Origin of the sequence: Pseudoalteromonas phenolica (genome assembly GCF_001444405.1) — a bacterium.
Lineage (GTDB): Bacteria > Pseudomonadota > Gammaproteobacteria > Enterobacterales > Alteromonadaceae > Pseudoalteromonas > Pseudoalteromonas phenolica.
This window is the reverse complement of the sequence record NZ_CP013187.1, coordinates 3,160,161-3,176,512: the sequence shown is the minus strand read 5'-3', so window position 1 is coordinate 3,176,512 and position 16,352 is coordinate 3,160,161. Positions and strand designations below refer to the sequence as shown.

Below are 16,352 nucleotides of genomic sequence, written 5' to 3'. Positions count from 1 at the left end.
TGACTCCTGAGTCTAAATTATGTCTTTTTGAACTTTATCTGTCTTCGCTTATCCATATCATAAATGCATGATTATCTAGTATGCTTAGTATGATATTTGGTTTTGATGACATATAATAAACTGACTAAAATAATCAGTTTACTCAATTTTTCCTACTATTCCAGTGAAACACGATGTTTTATAGGGGCATATTTTGCTAATTTTTCGCTACCTAACAGCTGAAGTCTTGAAGTCGCAAGTTGCTGTCTTTCTCACTTTAATGACTATTTTTGTCTCGCAAAAGTTTGTCAGAATTTTAAGTGATGCAAGTGATGGAGGCACACCAAGCAATTTAATTCTTTCATATTTGGCACTTAAGTTACCTCAATTGGCAGTTTATATACTTCCTTTAAGCTTGTTTTTAGGGGTTATTTTAGCTTACAGCCGTATTTATGCCGACAGTGAAATGACCGTACTTAAAGCGTGTGGCGTCAGTGAGTGGTATGTAGTGCGTGTGACGCTTGCTTCAAGCGTAGTATTTGCTCTTTTGGCTGGTGTATTAAGTATGTATGTGGCACCTTGGGCTAATGAAAAAGAATATCAGCTTAAAGAACAAGCTGAAGCTGATGCAGGCTTGTCGAGTTTAAGGGCTGGTCGTTTCCAGCAAACTGGCAATGAAAAAGCGGTCGTATTCATTCACGATATCAATCAGCAAGGTAGAGAATTAAATAAAGTATTTGTTGCTCAGTTACCTGAGAAAGAATCCTCACAGTCAGCACGTTTGGTATATGCTCAAACAGGGCGTGTAATCGAGCAAGAAAGTGGCGAGCAACAATTACAACTTGATAATGGCTTCCGCTTTGAAACCGATGGTCAAAGCCAAGCTTTGAGTAAAACAGAGTTTGGAACATATCAAGTACAGATCCAAGAGCAAGAAATTGAGCATCAGCGTCGTAAGTTAGAAGCAATTCCGTCAATGCAGTTACTTGAACTTGGTACGCCTGAAGCCATAGCACAATTTCAACTTCGCCTTTCAACACCTATCTCGATTATTTTACTCACTTTGATGGCGGTTCCCCTTAGTGTTGTAAATCCTCGACAAGGCAAATTTGCTAAGTTGGTGCCAGCAATTGGTTTATACCTAGGTTATTTTATTCTTCTTAATGCTGGTAAATTCTTAGTGGCAGAAGGCAAAGTACCGACCGGGGTAGGACTATGGTGGATTCATATTAGCGCATTGTTTATAGGCGCATATTTAATAGCAAAAGGCCGTCCATTTGGCGTCTGGTTGCGTTCATTATTTGCTAAGCGAGCACAAACAGCATGATGAAAACGTTAGATTGGTATTTAGGCCGCAGTATCCTACAAACAACGAGTTTTGCTCTATTGGTTTTTGTTGGTATTAACACCTTGATTAAGTTTATCGAGCAGTTGAAGTCTGTCGGGCGGGGAACTTATGACATAGGAGCGGCTCTACTTTACACCTTATATAGTATGCCTTCTGACATTGTTGTGTTTTTCCCTATGGCTGCATTGATCGGTGGTTTAATGGGATTAGGGGCGTTGGCTTCAAGTAGTGAACTTGTAGTTATGCAAGCAGCAGGTTGGTCAAGGTTACAAATCATAGCCTCGGTCATGAAAACGGCGATTATTTTAGCTCTTTGTATGATGGCATTAGGGGAATGGGGGGTACCACAATCTGAAAAAATGGCGAAGCAGATCCGAAATCATGCCATATATGGTGGAGAGGTCTTCAATGCTCAACAAGGTGTTTGGGCAAAAGATGGCAATAACTTCATCAATATTGGAAACGTTGAGCAAACAGGTGACCTAAAAGATGTCAGTATTTACCATTTCGACGATTCGTTATCATTAATGAAAGTAACCCGAGTTGAGGTTGCAAAGAGTGTTCCTCAAGGGTGGCAATTCCAAGGCGTTGAAGAAATGATAGTGGCAGATGAGAAAATTACGACTCAATATAGTGAGTCAATGCTCTATGCTTCTCAGCTGACAGCTGAGAAGTTAGACGTAGTTTCAGTGGATCCTGAATCACTTTCTTTCAAGGGGTTGATGTCGTATTTGGCATACCTAGCCCAGAATGAGCAAGATACGAGCACCTATGATTTGGCACTGTGGCGAAAAGTGATGCAGCCTCTAACAATCGCAGTGATGTTGTTGGTCGCATTGTCTTTTATCTTTGGTCCACTTCGTTCTGTTAGTATGGGTGCACGCATTATCATGGGAGTTGTGACTGGCTTAGCATTTCATTTAAGCAATGAAATATTTGGCCCAATTGTTATGGTTTATAATGTCCCAGCATTTATAGGAGCCGCGATGCCGGCCGTTTTGTTTGTATTGGTAGCGACCGTTTTATTGAAGCGTCAACAGTAGAGTGTTGAATTTAAATGAAAAAAGCCAGCATTTGCTGGCTTTTTTCATTTAAAAGACTTTTATTAATGGTCTCTAGAAACAGATAAGTTAGCTAAAGCTATAAGTGCTTGCTTATAATCAGAATCGGGCAAAATACTCAAATAATCAATGGCTTTTTGTGCTTCACCACGTGCTTTTTCCATAGCGAAATCAAGCGCTTTTGTATCAGATAAAGTTGCTAAGATGTCATCTAAGAACTGCATACCATTACCTGTTTCAATGGCTTCCCGAATTTGCGCCACTTGTTGTTCAGTGCCTTTTTGCATTGCATAAATAAGCGGTAATGTAGGCTTGCCTTCAGCTAAATCATCGCCCAAGTTTTTACCCATCTGCTCGGCGTTAGCACTGTAATCCAAAACATCATCAACAAGCTGGAAAGCTGTGCCTAAGTGCATGCCATATAGTTTTAGAGCTTCTTGCACTTCTATGCTTTGTTCAAGCACTACTGCTGGTAGCTGGGTGGCCGCCTCAAACAGTTTAGCTGTTTTACTATAGATAACCTGCATATAACTCTGTTCAGTTGTATCAGGGTCATTACAGTTCATTAATTGCAGCACTTCACCTTCTGCGATGATGTTGGTTGCATCGGCTAGGATTTGCATTACTTGCATATTTTGTAAGCCGACCATAAGCTGAAATGAGCGCGTGTAAATAAAATCTCCGACTAAAACACTTGCGGCGTTTCCAAACTCCGCGTTTGCAGTCGGTTCACCTCTTCTTAACGCGGACTCATCAACCACATCATCATGGAGTAGTGTGGCGGTATGAATAAATTCAACAATTGTTGCAAGCGTTATATGCTTGTTGTCGTTACAACCAAGCGCGCGGGCTGCAAGTAAGGTAAGCATTGGTCTTATGCGCTTTCCGCCACTATTCACGATGTATAAGCCTAGTTGATTTACTAAAGCCACATCTGATTGCATTTGTGCATGAATAAGTTGATTGACGTCTTGCATGTCATCTGCAATTAACGTCTGGATAGCTTTGATATCCATCTTGCTCCGAGCCGAGTTTGGTAATGATAAAACGCGCGAATTGTACTACAAAAATTACGTAAGCTCGATAATTAGTCGTGAATGAGATCAAAAAAACTATTAAATTAATAGTTTGCCTACTAATTAGACAGAAATGTAGGTGTTTGGTCACTGTTTTAAAAAGCTTGATTTGGGTTGTTTGAAAGCCGATAAATCGTCGAAAAATAGCTTTGGTTTACAGGGATTTTTCGATAGACTGTCACAAAATAGTAATTCGCCCTCGTCGTAGCTAATTTTTATGCAAAATCTACAAAAATAGGGTTGCGTGAAGTTTCACATTAGCGTAAACTTCGCGCCCTATTGAAGAATATTAAGTTGCGTCGATTTGAGGGCGCACAACGGAGTTAAATATGTACGCGGTTTTCCAAAGTGGTGGTAAACAGCACCGTGTGACTGAAGGTCAAACAATTCGTCTAGAGAAACTAGACGTTGAGACTGGTGCAGCAGTTGAGTTCGATTCAGTACTTTTAGTTGCTGATGGTGAGAAAATCGAGATCGGTGCACCGTTCGTAAACGGTGGTAAAGTGACAGCTGAAGTTGTTTCACACGGTCGCGGTGAGAAGGTTAAGATTGTTAAGTTTAGACGTCGTAAGCATTCTCGTAAGCAGATGGGCCACCGTCAGTGGTTCACTGAAGTTAAAATCACTGGCATTAGCGCTTAATTTTTAGAGGTACAGAAAGATGGCACATAAGAAGGCAGCTGGTAGTACTCGTAACGGTCGCGATTCAGAAAGTAAACGCCTAGGTGTTAAGCGTTTCGGCGGCGAATCAGTTTTAGCGGGTAGCATCATTGTTCGTCAACGTGGTACTAAGTTCCACGCTGGTTCTAACGCAGGTATCGGTAAAGACCACACTATCTTTGCAAAAGCAGATGGTAAAGTAGTTTTCGAAACTAAAGGTCCTTTAAACCGTAAATACGTTAGCATCGTTGCTGAGTAATCGGTAAAGATTTAGAAAAACCCCGCTACGGCGGGGTTTTTTTTTGTATATAAATTATTAGGGTCTTTATCTAGCAACACAACTCTAGCGAGCAAGAAGCAATTGCTTGAGTTATAATTTGCTATCAGACCTCCCAAAACAGAGAGAAACCATGAAGTTTGTCGATGAAGTTGTAATTAGAGCTGAAGCTGGCGACGGCGGCAGTGGCATAGTGTCATTTCGCCGTGAAAAGTATGTTCCTGATGGTGGTCCTGATGGCGGTGATGGTGGTGATGGCGGTAGTGTTTATCTCGTTGCTGATGAAAACTGGAATACATTGATTGACTATCAGTTTGAGCGATTCCATCGAGCTGAGCGAGGCACCAATGGGCAATCGAGAAACTGTACGGGTAAGAAAGGTGCTGACCTTTTCCTTAAGGTGCCTGTAGGCACACGCGTAACTGACGAAGACACAGAAGAGTGTTTAGGTGATTTAACACAGCACGGTCAAAAGTTGCTTGTTGCTAAAGGTGGTTTTCATGGTTTAGGTAATACGCGTTTTAAATCGAGTGTAAACCGAGCGCCAAGACAAAAAACATTGGGTACGCCAGGTGAGGTTCGTAACCTTAAGTTAGAACTCATGTTACTTGCTGATGTTGGACTGCTTGGTCTACCAAATGCTGGTAAGTCGACGTTTATCCGAAGCGTTTCAGCAGCTAAACCTAAAGTCGCTGATTACCCGTTTACAACTTTAGTACCGAACCTTGGTGTAGTTCGCCCAGAAGCGAGCAAATCGTTTGTGATTGCAGATATTCCAGGTCTTATTGAAGGTGCTTCTGATGGTGCTGGATTAGGTATACGCTTTCTTAAACACTTAGAGCGATGTCGCGTGCTACTACATATTGTTGATGTAATGCCAATTGATGGAACTGATCCGGTTGATAACGCCTTTTCTATCATTAATGAACTTCATCAGTATAGTCCTAAGTTAGCTGAAAAGCCTCGCTGGTTAGTCCTTAATAAAATTGACTTGCTACCAGAAGACGAAATGGAAGAAACATGCTCACGCATCGCAGAAGAACTAGATGCAGAAGTAGTCTATCGCATTTCAGCTGCGAACAAACAAAATACTCAACCGCTTTGTTATGACATTATGGCGTTGCTTGAAAGCATGCCAAAAGATAAATTTGAAGAAGAGCAAACGGAAGAAGAAGTCGAATTCAAGTGGGATACCTATCATCGTGAAGCTAAGAAAAACGCCCAAGACGATGATTGGGATGACGACTGGGATGAAGATGATTATGATGTAGAGGTTATCTACGAGAGATAACTTTTGAAAAAAGGGCTTTGAAAGCCCTTTTTTAATACTAAATACTTAGGGAGTCTGAATGATTATTTCTATGATTGCAGCAATGGCTAATGATCGAATTATTGGTGATGACAATCAGATGCCATGGCATCTGCCTGCTGACCTGCAACATTTTAAGCGTGTCACCATGGATAAGCCAGTGGTTATGGGGCGAAAAACATTTGAGTCAATAGGTCGTCCGTTACCTGGCCGTCGAAATATTGTAATAACAAGAAATACATCTTATCAAGCTGAGGGAATAGAGGTCGTATCAAGCCCTGAAGCAGCATTAGCGCTACTGGAAGGAACATCAGAAGTCATGATAATAGGCGGTGGTAATATTTACGGTCAGTTTTTAACATTGGCCGAACGTTTGTATTTAACCTTTATCGATTTAGATGTTGAAGGTGATACTCAGTTCCCTGATTACTCAAAGGATAATAACTGGTCTGAAGTTGAGTCAGAATCTCATCAACCAGATGAAAGAAATAAGTATGGCTATACCTTTGTAACTTTACAGAAAAAGTTATGAGTTTGTTGCGATAGATTATATTGATTGCTACAATTATATACGTATTCTGTTACGAACAAAGTATTAAAGGGTCGACGAAATGAAATTATCTACCGCACTAGTATCAGCTTCGCTGGTTGTTGCGTCTTTTTCTTTTAGCTTTTCAGCAAAAGCAGATGAGCAGTTAGCTGCATCGTTATGCGAATACGTTGCTGCGAACGATAAAGGTGGTTTGCGTAAAAAGCTTAAAAGCTCTCGTCTAAAAATAAGGAACATTTTCGATGGCGTGTTATGTAATGGTAATAATCTATTACGTCACGCTATTGCTAGTAATGCGGTAGACGCCGGCGGGTATATTGTAAAGAACTTACCAAAAAGTAAATTAGCAGATGGCGCTGATATTGCTTGGGCTGAAAGTAATGGCCATGGTGGTTCAGCTTTAGTTGGTACAATTAAAGAGCGTGCTGGTTTATAATAACAGCCGGTTCTATTAATTCTAAAAAGCCAGAAGTTCTCTCTTCTGGCTTTTTTGTTTTTGTAGCATTCAAGCCACACTAAGTATTAATTTGGTGTGCTTTTCAACCAGTTAGTTTAAAAGATAAACATAAGTTCAGTGGATTAAGCAAAGCTGCATATTCTATGAGCATTTGGCAATAATTTACTATAAAAGTGTTTGACTTATTTTCGTAAGCCTTTATTATACGCATCCACAAGACGGAGAGGTGGCCGAGTGGCTGAAGGCGCTCCCCTGCTAAGGGAGTATAGGGTTTGTAGCCCTATCGAGGGTTCGAATCCCTCCTTCTCCGCCATTTTTAAATGGTTTCTTGTAATTAAGGACGCGTAGCTCAGCTGGATAGAGTACCTGGCTACGAACCAGGCGGTCGGAGGTTCGAATCCTCCCGCGTCCGCCACTTTCTCAAAGTGGTTAAATATATGGGTATCCTAGGTTGGGATATAAAACTAAATCAATTACGGACGCGTAGCTCAGCTGGATAGAGTACCTGGCTACGAACCAGGCGGTCGGAGGTTCGAATCCTCCCGCGTCCGCCACTTTCTCAAAGTGGTTAAATATATGAGTATCCTAGGTTAGGATATAAAATTAAATCAATTACGGACGCGTAGCTCAGCTGGATAGAGTACCTGGCTACGAACCAGGCGGTCGGAGGTTCGAATCCTCCCGCGTCCGCCATCTTTCTCAGATGGTTAAAATAGAGAATTTGATATACGGACGCGTAGCTCAGCTGGATAGAGTACCTGGCTACGAACCAGGCGGTCGGAGGTTCGAATCCTCCCGCGTCCGCCACATCAAACAGTTGATGTGAGAAATAACCGACGAAAGTCGGTTTTTTTATGCCTAAAATTTATATATTTACAGGGCATATGAACCAGACGATCTGAGGTTCACTCCCTATAAAGCAAGTCCCGCGTCCGCCAAATCAAACAGTTGATGTGAGAAATAACCGACGAAAGTCGGTTTTTTTATGCCTAAAATTTATATATTTACAGGGCATATGAACCAGACGATCTGAGGTTCACTCCCTATAAAGCAAGTCCCGCGTCCGCCACATCAAACAGTTGATGTGAGAAATAACCGACGAAAGTCGGTTTTTTTATGCCTAAAATTTATATATCTACTGGGCATATGAACCAGACGATCTGAGGTTCACTACCTATAAAGCAAGTCCCGCGTCCGCCACATCAAACAGTTGATGTGAGAAATAACCATTGAGCGTCGCTTTTTATGCCTAAAACTTATATCTACTGGGCATATGAACCAGACGGTCTGAGGTTCACTATGAATCAAGTATTCCCACCTTAGTGGTAGCTAATTTGCTTCTCGTCGGAGAGCTTACAGCTCTTTAGAGTAAAGCACAGCGCTATGCTGACCTTGCTCATCTTGATGAATGAAATGCTTTATATAGCGCATACCAAGCTTCTTCATGATATTGATAGATCCTAAATTGCCTTCAAGTGCCTCGGCAGAAAAAGCGGCATATGCGTTGTCAGTAGCGAGTTTATTAGCAATATGTTTAGCTGCTTCAGTCGCATAGCCCTTGCCCCAACTAATTTTCTTAAAGCGCCAGCCTAGCTCTAAATTACAGTCGTTACGTTGTTCTGTAAAAAAGCCCATCGGACGGACTAATACCCAACCAATGAACAGACCCTCTTCAAGGGTGTTCACTTGCCATAGACCCCAGCCTTTTTCTAAATTTGTGAACTGTTCTAAGCGAGGAATGAAAACATTTTTAATCGTCTCCATTGAATTAGGCTTACCATGCGTTAAATATTTCATGACGGCAGGATCTTGGTCTAATTCGAATAGTAAATTGGCATCATTTTTATCCATGAGTCGATAACGTAATCTTTGCGAGTTTTGCATCTTCATTTGAGTTCCTTACTGCTTTTATGAGCTTAGTTGATTACAATATGAGGCTTATAACCTAAGGGGCATTAGTGAAAAATTCAGTATTAATTCTACGTCAAAAACAAATAGCTGCGGCCAAGCGAGAGTTTAAAGCGCGAGGTTCAAAGCTATCCCGCTGTGAAGCTTGTTTGCTTTCTGAACATTTGTGTATCTGTGACAATCTAGAAGTTGCTGAAGATTGTCAAAGTGCAGTGTGTCTATTAATGTATCACAATGAAAGTTTTAAGCCCTCAAATACGGGTCGTTTAATCGCAGACGTTGTGCCTGATAACTACGCTTTCCGTTGGGATAGGACAGAGCCAGATGAGGCACTGTTATCACTTCTAAAAGATCCAAGCTATCAGCCAATTGTTGTCTTCCCCGCTGATAGCGCAGAGCCAGAACGCGTAATTACTAAAGTTGAACGTATTGAGTCTAAAAAGCCATTATTTATTTTTTTAGATGGTACATGGCGTGAAGCGAAAAAGATGTTTAGAAAGAGTGAATATTTAGATACTTTCCCGGTGCTTTCTGTGTCCCCTGACTCTCTATCAGACTATAAACTCAGAGTTGCTCCGCATGCTCATCAGCTAGGTACAGCAGAAGTCGCGTGTGTTGTTTTGGCAGAATCAGGAGAAAGCTCTGCAGCAGAGAAGTTAACAGCGCACTTTATTGACTTTAGAGATGCTTACTTAAAAGGAAAAAGAAGTTTAAGTTAAATTCATATCCTCTAAACGAAGAAACGCGGCTCTGTGAGCCGCGTTGACGGAATCTTCTAAGCATCCTGCTTTGGTTTCGAGCTGATCAACTCCATACAATCAATTTCCTTTCACTCGCATTTTTGTTATTTAGCGAGTACTACTTCCTGTAGTGTCCTTCATTGGCTTTATGCCAAACATCCATATGCCCTTATCCGAGCTTCCTGCCATTATCCATAACAAATTTGGCCACCATGGCTCCATAAAATCCTATATACATCCTGTATGGCTCACCTTGAGCACTCATCCTGTTATTCCATAGGTTAATTAAACCGTATTTGGCAATAATTAACTATTACATTCCATTACACATCATGTGTTAGATTGCCTTCACTGGCTTCCTTAAAGTATGTAATAATTTTAATAGAGTTATGTAGCAAAAAAAGGCTGTAAACCTAATTACAGAGTAGATTGATTAAATAGTATTTTTTTAACTTAATGATAAATATAGTTTATTTTTATTTTTGCTGTTTTGTTAAGCTGTTTTTTACTTCAAAGCGACAGTTAAAGTGAGAGATCTCTTACAATGTTAGCTGCTAATTAGACGTTAATAGAAAATCAAGTTACAGTTTTTAATCGGTAAAAGGGTGTACTTTGGAATTAGAATAGTTAAAATTAGTTGATAATAATTATTGTTTGGCTTTGGAGGCCTTATGAAAAAAGCATTGGCTATTCTACTCTCAACCGTTACGTGTTTACCTGCTATGGCGGCCGAAGAAATCAACATTTATTCTTTTCGTCAGCCTTTTTTAATCCAACCTATCCTTGACGATTTCACCAAGCAAACAGGCATCAAAACGAATGTGGTTTTTGCAAAAAAAGGATTAATAGAAAGAGTTAAGCGTGAAGGTAAACATAGCCGTGCTGATGTGGTTTTAACATCAAACTTCAGTGCTTTAATGCAGTTAGAATCAATGGATTTAACGCAGCCAATTAAAAGCGATGTCGTAAATAAAAATGTACCTGCTAGTTTCCGTGATCCAGAGGGGCAGTGGGTTGCACTGACTAAACGTGTTCGTAACGTATATTCTTCTAAAGAGCGCTTAGGTAAATTAGATACGTTAACTTATGAAGAATTGGCTGATGTAAAGTATAAAGGCAAAATTTGTACTCGCTCTGGTAAGCACCCTTATAACCTTGGGTTAGTTGCGTCTATGGTCGCGCATCATGGTGAAGCAGAGACTAAATCATGGCTTGAAGGGGTTAAAGCAAATTTAGCTAGAAAGCCGCAAGGTAATGATAGAGCGCAAGTAAAAGCAGTAAAAGAGGGCTTATGCGATCTTGCATTAGGTAACAGCTATTACTTTGGTAAAATGCTACAAGATGAAAAGCAAAAGCCGTGGGCTGATTCGGTTTATATCAACTTCCCGAATCAGAAAAATCGAGGCGCTCACTTAAATGTTTCGGGTGTTGTTCTAACTAAATATTCGAAAAATAAAGAAAACGCCTTGAAACTTATTGAGTTTATGACAGACAATAAGGCGCAAAATATGTATGCGTCAATGAATATGGAATATCCAGTTAAACCAGGTGTGGCGCTTTCTGAACTTGTGGCATCTTGGGGTGAGTTTAAGGAAGATAACTTACCGTTGTCGGAAATTAGTAAATATCGTCCTTTAGCCCTTAAGCTAATCGATGAGGTAAAATTTGATCTTTAATGCAATCATTACTTTCTCTGTCTAAATGGCAGATTTTTGCTTGGCTGATAGGTGCATGCTTATCAGCACCACTGGCATTTTTAATTTACGAGTCGCTGCAAGGCGACTCTGACGTTTTTACGCATCTGTGGGATACGGTGCTATGGGACTATATCTATAATACCCTTGTCCTCATTGCGGGTGTGCTCCTTTTAAGTTGTTTGATTGCTTTACCACTTGGCTGGTTAACCGCTTATTGTCAATTTCCAGGCAAAAAATACTTCGAATGGGCATTAATGTTACCTTTGGCAATGCCTACCTACATTATTGCTTATGTTTACACTGATTTATTTGATTATGCTGGGCCTGTACAAATTGCTTTAAGAGCGTGGTTTGGATGGCAATCACCAGATGATTATTGGTTCTTTGATATTCGAACATTAGGTGGTGCAATCGTGATGATTGCATTGGTTTTATATCCTTACCTCTACCTCATTTTTAAAACTGCTTTGCGTGAGCAGTCATTTAAGTTATTACAAGCTAGTCAGCTAATGGGTATGAGCCCATTGCAAAGCTTCTTCAAAGTCAGTTTACCTCTTGCGAGGGGCGCGATTGTTGCTGCACTTGCTTTGATCAGCATGGAAACCATGGCTGATTTTGCGACTGTGCATTATTTTGCTGTCAGCACACTCACAACGGCAGTTTATGATACTTGGCTCGGTTATTATTCTTTAACAGCAGCAGCGAAAATTTCTGGGATCATGTTACTGTTCTTATTTGTGGTCATCACACTAGAAAAGATCAGCCGCAAAAATACCACAGTGCATGAAAGGCAAAGTGCCGTGAACGACACGCATTTATATACGCTATCAGGTAAATACGCTTGGCTTGCCAGTATCTACTGTATCGTGGTGTTATTTTTTGCTTTTGCTTTACCGGTTGGCGTACTTGTCAGCTATTCAATAGATTATTTTGATCAAGCATGGAACTCTGAGTTTTTCTTGTATGCTTGGCAGAGCTTGAAGATTTCTCTTTGGGTGAGTGTAATAGCAATCGCTTTAAGTATTATCGTGTTGTTTTATCAACGTATCGGTGAACAAAAATCTAAAGCGTTGCCCGGACGAGTTTCTAGTACCGGCTATGCACTACCGGGGACTGTATTAGCAATTGCGGTTCTACTGCCTCTAACTTTGCTGGATACAAAATTAAATGACTGGCTAGAAGGCACCGCATTTGAGCCTGGTCTGCTTTTTAGCGGTACTATTTTTGCCATGGTATTTGCCTATGTAGTGCGCTTTTATGCCATTGCACAGGGCGCAGTTGAAGCAAGCTATGTACGAATTAGTCCCTCGCTTGATATGGCAAGCCAAAGTATGGGTAAGAATTTTGCGCAAATGCTTGGTAGTGTGCACATTCCACTTTTACGGGGAGGCATCTTAACCGCAGGGTTACTCGTGTTTATCGAATGTATGAAAGAGCTTCCTGCTGCTTTATTGCTTCGTCCGTTTAATTTTGAAACCTTGGCAACCCATGTGTTCCAATATGTAAGTGACGAGCAGCTAGAGCTTGCGTCTATCTCGGCATTATTTATTGTTCTTGTTGGCTTAGTGCCTTTGTATTTTGTTAATCGCTCAATGGAGCAGCACAATTCATGAGTAGTTTGTCTTTAAAAAACTTAAGCTATCAATATGATGGCCAAAAAGTGATTGAAAATTTAGATTTAGAAGTCGCCGAAAATGAAATTGTTTGCCTATTGGGGGCCAGCGGGTGTGGCAAAACCACCACTTTAAAAGCTGTGGCAGGTTTATTAACACCTCAACATGGCCAGATTGTTATTCATGGTAAAACCATGAGTGATGACTCGCAGTTTACTGAGCCACAGCATCGAAATATCGGCATGATGTTTCAGGATTATGCGTTATTTCCTCACTTAACTGTTGCTCAAAATATCGCGTTTGGTTTAAGCAAGTTTAATAAGACTGACAAACAAGCACGTGTAAATGAAATGCTTGAGCTTGTGCATTTATCTGAATTTGCTGAGCGATATCCTCATGAGCTTTCAGGTGGTCAGCAACAACGTGTCGCCATTGCAAGAGCGCTCGCTTATAAACCTAACTTACTTCTGCTCGATGAACCCTTTTCGAATATTGATGCGCAAGTGCGTTTCCAACTTATCAATGACATTCGACAAATCATAAAAGATCAAAAGGTCTCGGCTATCTTTGTTAGCCACTCAAAAGAAGAGGCCTTTGCTTTTGCTGATAAACTGGCTGTAATGCATAAAGGTAAAATAGCTCAATTAGGCGACGCTAAAACGCTATTTGAGCAACCAGCTTGTAAAGAAGTGGCAGAATTTTTGGGGCAGGGTATTTATATACCAGCTAAAGCTGAGAGTAAGCGCGAGTTTACTACTTCATTTGGTAGATTTACTTCGACAAAAGCGTGTGAAATTGCACAAGGTGCTGGACAAATTTATATTCGACCTGCTCATATACAGTTAGAAAATGGCGTGAATAATGACGTTGAAATTCTGCAATCGCGCTTTATTGGGACCGAGTTTATTTACCAAATAAAAGTGGCTGAGCAAATCATTGAAGTGCCAGTCGAAAGTGAACATGCCCTGAATATTAATGAGCCAGTGACTTTTAAAATTAAGCCACATGCGGTAAATTTCTTTTCATAGTCATTACTTATTATAACTTGGGGTATCATGGCTCAGCCGCAGTCAGGAGTGTGTGCAGAGGCAAATCTGCATGGATTACATTTGTTTTTTAATGTGCTTGATGGTCAAGATGAGGCTGTTAGAGTAGCACTAGGGCAATGTGAACGCTTACAATCAGAATTGAGCGACCGCTTTTCTGAATCTATGGTATCGAGCTTTGTCGCCATTGGTGCACAATACTGGCCTCATATTTATCCTGAGTGTATTCCTAAAGAATTAAAAAGCTTCCCACATATTCGCTCTCACGAGCACCTCATGCACACTCAGCCGTTTGATTTGTTATATGTGATACGCTCTGACAGAGAAGATGTGAATCATTTATTTGCGCAAAGTGTCAGGCATATGTTGGCAGGTAAGGTCGAGTTAGTTGCGCATATCCGCACTTTTCGCTTTTTAGACGGTCGGGACTTTAATGGCTTCATATATGGTGCCAACACACCCCATGGGCGTTTTAAGCGTCAAGTGGCCTTAGTTCATGACTCTGAATGCTTTGAAGATCAAGGTAGCTATATTCATGTACAACGTGTGAAATTTGATCTAAACCGTTGGCAACAATTGAGTCTGAATGATCAAGAAGCCATTATGGGACGCTCTCGTTTAGAGAATGAAAAGCTTGAAAACTCACTTGCCAATAATCACGCAGCTCTATCTGAGCTTAAAAGTACTGACAATTTACCACTCTTGCTAGAGCAGAGTATGCCATTTGGAGATGTGTTTGAGCAGGGCTCTTTGTGGGTGAGTTGCGCAGCAAAGGGCGACGCTTTTGAAGCGTTGTTAAAAACTCGCGTTGGCAACGAGCAATATTACGATGCGTGGCTAGACTATTGTCAGGCTGATATGGGAGCTGCGTTTTTTGCGCCATCCGTGCAGTTTCTGCAAAAAATGGCGCAATTAACAGAAAACTAGACGTTATCGAATAAGGTTTTTACTTTCTCAAGCGTTACATCAATTTCAGAGATTTTAGCTGGCGCAATAAAAATAGTATCGTCACCGGCAATGGTACCAAGTACGCCATCAGCAGTGCCTAATGAGTCGAGTAAACGGGCAATTAGTTGAGCGGCGCCTGGGCTGGTGCGAATGATGATCATCATTTCATTGTGCATGATATCAATCACTAATTGTCTAAGTGGGCTTTTAGCTGTTGGTACGCCCATTTCTGCGGGTAAGCAGTACACCATTTCTTGTTTTGCATTACGAGTTCTAACCGCACCAAACTTACTAAGCATACGTGACACTTTACTTTGACTCACATTATCAAAGCCTTGATCTTTCAGGGCATCGACAATTTCACCCTGCGAGCCAAAGTTTTCTTCTTTTAGTAGTGCTTTGAATGCCTTTATCAGTGCTTCTTGCTTTTCGTTTGCTTGCATAATTGAACTCGTTTATTAAATATTACTTAGATTTTACACAATTCTGAATCCAGACCCAACTTTGCAATTAAAAAACAAAGTGAATTGATTGCAAGGTTTACTTAAGTGGTAGGGCATTTTTAGAAACACAAGAATGAATATTTTGAAGTGTAAAGCGAGCTTGCACGCTGAAAGCAATATTTTACAACTATAGTCGAAAAAAACCTTAAAATAGCGCCGATAAATTTGTTTTTACCTGCACTTTTCATTATCTTTACAGCACACACAATTCCACCTTCAAATTATGGAGAATTCCACATGAAAGTTGCTGTATTAGGTGCCGCTGGCGGTATCGGTCAAGCTCTATCTTTACTTCTTAAAAATGGCCTTCCTGCAGGTTCTGAGCTATCTCTATACGACGTAGCGCCAGTTGTTCCTGGTGTTGCTGTAGACCTATCTCACATCCCAACTGCAGTTAAAGTTGCAGGTTTTGGTGCAGATGATCTTGATGCAGCGCTAGCGGGTGCTGACATTGTTCTTATCCCAGCTGGTATGCCTCGTAAGCCAGGTATGGACCGTGCTGACCTTTTCAATGTTAACGCTGGTATCATCAAGACACTTGCAGAAGGTATCGTACGTAACTGTCCTAAAGCACTAGTTGGTGTTATCACTAACCCAGTAAACGGCACTGTGCCAATCGTTGCTGAAGTATTCAAAAAAGCGGGTACTTATGAAGCATCACGTGTATTCGGTGTAACAACGCTAGACGTTATCCGTTCAGAAGCATTCGTTGCTGAACTGAAAGGCGTTGACGTATCTGAAGTTAAAGTACCAGTTATTGGTGGTCACTCAGGTACTACCATTCTTCCTCTACTTTCTCAAGTTGAAGGTGTTGAGTTCACTGAAGAAGAAGTTGCGGCACTTACTCCACGTATCCAAAACGCGGGTACTGAAGTTGTTAACGCGAAAGCGGGTGGCGGTTCAGCGACACTTTCAATGGGTGCAGCTGCAGCACGTTTCTGCTTCTCACTTGTTAAAGGTCTTCAAGGCGAGCAAAACGTTGTTGACTATGCATACGTTGCAGTTGAGAACGGTGACGCAGCATACTTCGCACACCCAGTACGTTTAGGTACAAATGGTGTTGAAGAAATTCTTTCTTACGGCGAGCTAAGCGCGTTTGAAGAGAAAGCGAAGAACGACATGCTAGAAACACTAAACAAAGATATCCAAGAAGGTATCGACTTCATGGCTGCGCAATAATC

The 16,352-nt window shown here is 41.0% G+C and carries 16 protein-coding genes and 5 tRNA genes; 18 read left to right on the top strand and 3 right to left on the bottom strand.

Going from position 1 to position 16,352, the window contains the following annotated elements; all coding sequences use genetic code 11:
- Window positions 1–193 precede the first annotated feature (193 nt).
- On the top strand, window positions 194–1,306 hold the full coding sequence (gene lptF, locus PP2015_RS14225; RefSeq protein ID WP_058030938.1) for an LPS export ABC transporter permease LptF: 1,113 nt from the start codon (window positions 194–196) through the stop codon (window positions 1,304–1,306).
- Window positions 1,303–2,370 (top strand): LPS export ABC transporter permease LptG, encoded by a 1,068-nt coding sequence (lptG, locus tag PP2015_RS14220; protein WP_058030937.1) that lies wholly within the window; start codon window positions 1,303–1,305, stop codon window positions 2,368–2,370. The genes lptF and lptG overlap by 4 nt, the downstream gene beginning before the upstream one ends.
- Before the next feature lie 62 nt (window positions 2,371–2,432).
- Here lptG and ispB read toward each other — a convergent pair whose 3' ends face one another.
- Window positions 2,433–3,404, bottom strand: a complete 972-nt coding sequence (gene ispB, locus PP2015_RS14215; RefSeq protein ID WP_058030936.1) for an octaprenyl diphosphate synthase — start codon at window positions 3,402–3,404, stop codon at window positions 2,433–2,435.
- A 389-nt stretch (window positions 3,405–3,793) separates the two neighbouring features.
- Between ispB and rplU the strand changes: the two genes are divergently transcribed.
- From rplU to PP2015_RS14165, 10 genes are all read left to right on the top strand, one after another.
- Window positions 3,794–4,105 carry a 50S ribosomal protein L21 gene (rplU, locus tag PP2015_RS14210; RefSeq protein WP_058030935.1) on the top strand — a complete coding sequence of 104 codons (312 nt, stop codon included), beginning with the start codon at window positions 3,794–3,796 and terminating at the stop codon, window positions 4,103–4,105.
- 19 nt (window positions 4,106–4,124) lie between these two features.
- On the top strand, window positions 4,125–4,382 hold the full coding sequence (gene rpmA, locus PP2015_RS14205; RefSeq protein WP_058030934.1) for a 50S ribosomal protein L27: 258 nt from the start codon (window positions 4,125–4,127) through the stop codon (window positions 4,380–4,382).
- A gap of 151 nt (window positions 4,383–4,533) precedes the next feature.
- Window positions 4,534–5,691 (top strand): Obg family GTPase CgtA, encoded by a 1,158-nt coding sequence (cgtA, locus tag PP2015_RS14200; RefSeq protein ID WP_058030933.1) that lies wholly within the window; start codon window positions 4,534–4,536, stop codon window positions 5,689–5,691.
- 58 nt (window positions 5,692–5,749) lie between these two features.
- On the top strand, window positions 5,750–6,241 hold the full coding sequence (folA, locus tag PP2015_RS14195; RefSeq protein ID WP_171041724.1) for a type 3 dihydrofolate reductase: 492 nt from the start codon (window positions 5,750–5,752) through the stop codon (window positions 6,239–6,241).
- Between the two features lie 79 nt (window positions 6,242–6,320).
- On the top strand, window positions 6,321–6,695 hold the full coding sequence (locus PP2015_RS14190; protein WP_058030932.1) for a DUF3718 domain-containing protein: 375 nt from the start codon (window positions 6,321–6,323) through the stop codon (window positions 6,693–6,695).
- A gap of 241 nt (window positions 6,696–6,936) precedes the next feature.
- A tRNA-Ser gene (locus PP2015_RS14185) sits at window positions 6,937–7,029 on the top strand.
- A 25-nt stretch (window positions 7,030–7,054) separates the two neighbouring features.
- Window positions 7,055–7,131: transfer RNA gene (locus PP2015_RS14180), tRNA-Arg, on the top strand.
- 62 nt (window positions 7,132–7,193) lie between these two features.
- Window positions 7,194–7,270, top strand: a tRNA-Arg gene (locus tag PP2015_RS14175).
- Window positions 7,271–7,332: 62 nt separating this feature from the next.
- A tRNA-Arg gene (locus PP2015_RS14170) sits at window positions 7,333–7,409 on the top strand.
- 37 nt (window positions 7,410–7,446) lie between these two features.
- A tRNA-Arg gene (locus PP2015_RS14165) sits at window positions 7,447–7,523 on the top strand.
- Between the two features lie 546 nt (window positions 7,524–8,069).
- Here PP2015_RS14165 and PP2015_RS14160 read toward each other — a convergent pair.
- On the bottom strand, window positions 8,070–8,606 hold the full coding sequence (locus PP2015_RS14160) for a GNAT family N-acetyltransferase (RefSeq protein ID WP_058030931.1): 537 nt from the start codon (window positions 8,604–8,606) through the stop codon (window positions 8,070–8,072).
- Window positions 8,607–8,674: 68 nt separating this feature from the next.
- On the opposite strand from PP2015_RS14160, the gene PP2015_RS14155 reads away from it, so the two are divergent.
- The 5 genes from PP2015_RS14155 (at window position 8,675) to PP2015_RS14135 (ending at window position 14,647) form a co-directional block, all read left to right on the top strand.
- Complete coding sequence (locus PP2015_RS14155; RefSeq protein WP_058030930.1) at window positions 8,675–9,343, top strand: tRNA-uridine aminocarboxypropyltransferase; 669 nt, start codon at window positions 8,675–8,677, stop codon at window positions 9,341–9,343.
- Window positions 9,344–10,035: 692 nt separating this feature from the next.
- Window positions 10,036–11,040, top strand: coding sequence for a Fe(3+) ABC transporter substrate-binding protein (locus PP2015_RS14150; RefSeq protein WP_058030929.1), 1,005 nt, complete (start codon window positions 10,036–10,038; stop codon window positions 11,038–11,040).
- The gene (locus PP2015_RS14145; protein ID WP_058030928.1) at window positions 11,040–12,674 is read left to right on the top strand and encodes an ABC transporter permease; all 1,635 of its coding nucleotides are present in this window, start codon (window positions 11,040–11,042) and stop codon (window positions 12,672–12,674) included. Before PP2015_RS14150 ends, PP2015_RS14145 begins: the two co-directional genes overlap by 1 nt.
- Window positions 12,671–13,702, top strand: a complete 1,032-nt coding sequence (locus PP2015_RS14140) for an ABC transporter ATP-binding protein (RefSeq protein ID WP_058030927.1) — start codon at window positions 12,671–12,673, stop codon at window positions 13,700–13,702. Before PP2015_RS14145 ends, PP2015_RS14140 begins: the two co-directional genes overlap by 4 nt.
- A gap of 27 nt (window positions 13,703–13,729) precedes the next feature.
- The gene (locus tag PP2015_RS14135) at window positions 13,730–14,647 is read left to right on the top strand and encodes a Dyp-type peroxidase (RefSeq protein WP_058030926.1); all 918 of its coding nucleotides are present in this window, start codon (window positions 13,730–13,732) and stop codon (window positions 14,645–14,647) included.
- On the opposite strand, the gene argR is transcribed toward PP2015_RS14135, so the two are convergent.
- Entirely contained in the window at window positions 14,644–15,111 is a 468-nt protein-coding gene (gene argR / locus PP2015_RS14130; protein ID WP_058030925.1) for a transcriptional regulator ArgR, read from the bottom strand. The genes PP2015_RS14135 and argR overlap by 4 nt on opposite strands.
- 297 nt (window positions 15,112–15,408) lie before the next feature.
- On the opposite strand from argR, the gene mdh reads away from it, so the two are divergent.
- Window positions 15,409–16,350: a malate dehydrogenase gene (gene mdh, locus PP2015_RS14125; protein ID WP_058030924.1), complete on the top strand. Its 942-nt coding sequence runs from the start codon at window positions 15,409–15,411 to the stop codon at window positions 16,348–16,350.
- The last annotated feature ends 2 nt before the right edge of the window (window positions 16,351–16,352 follow it).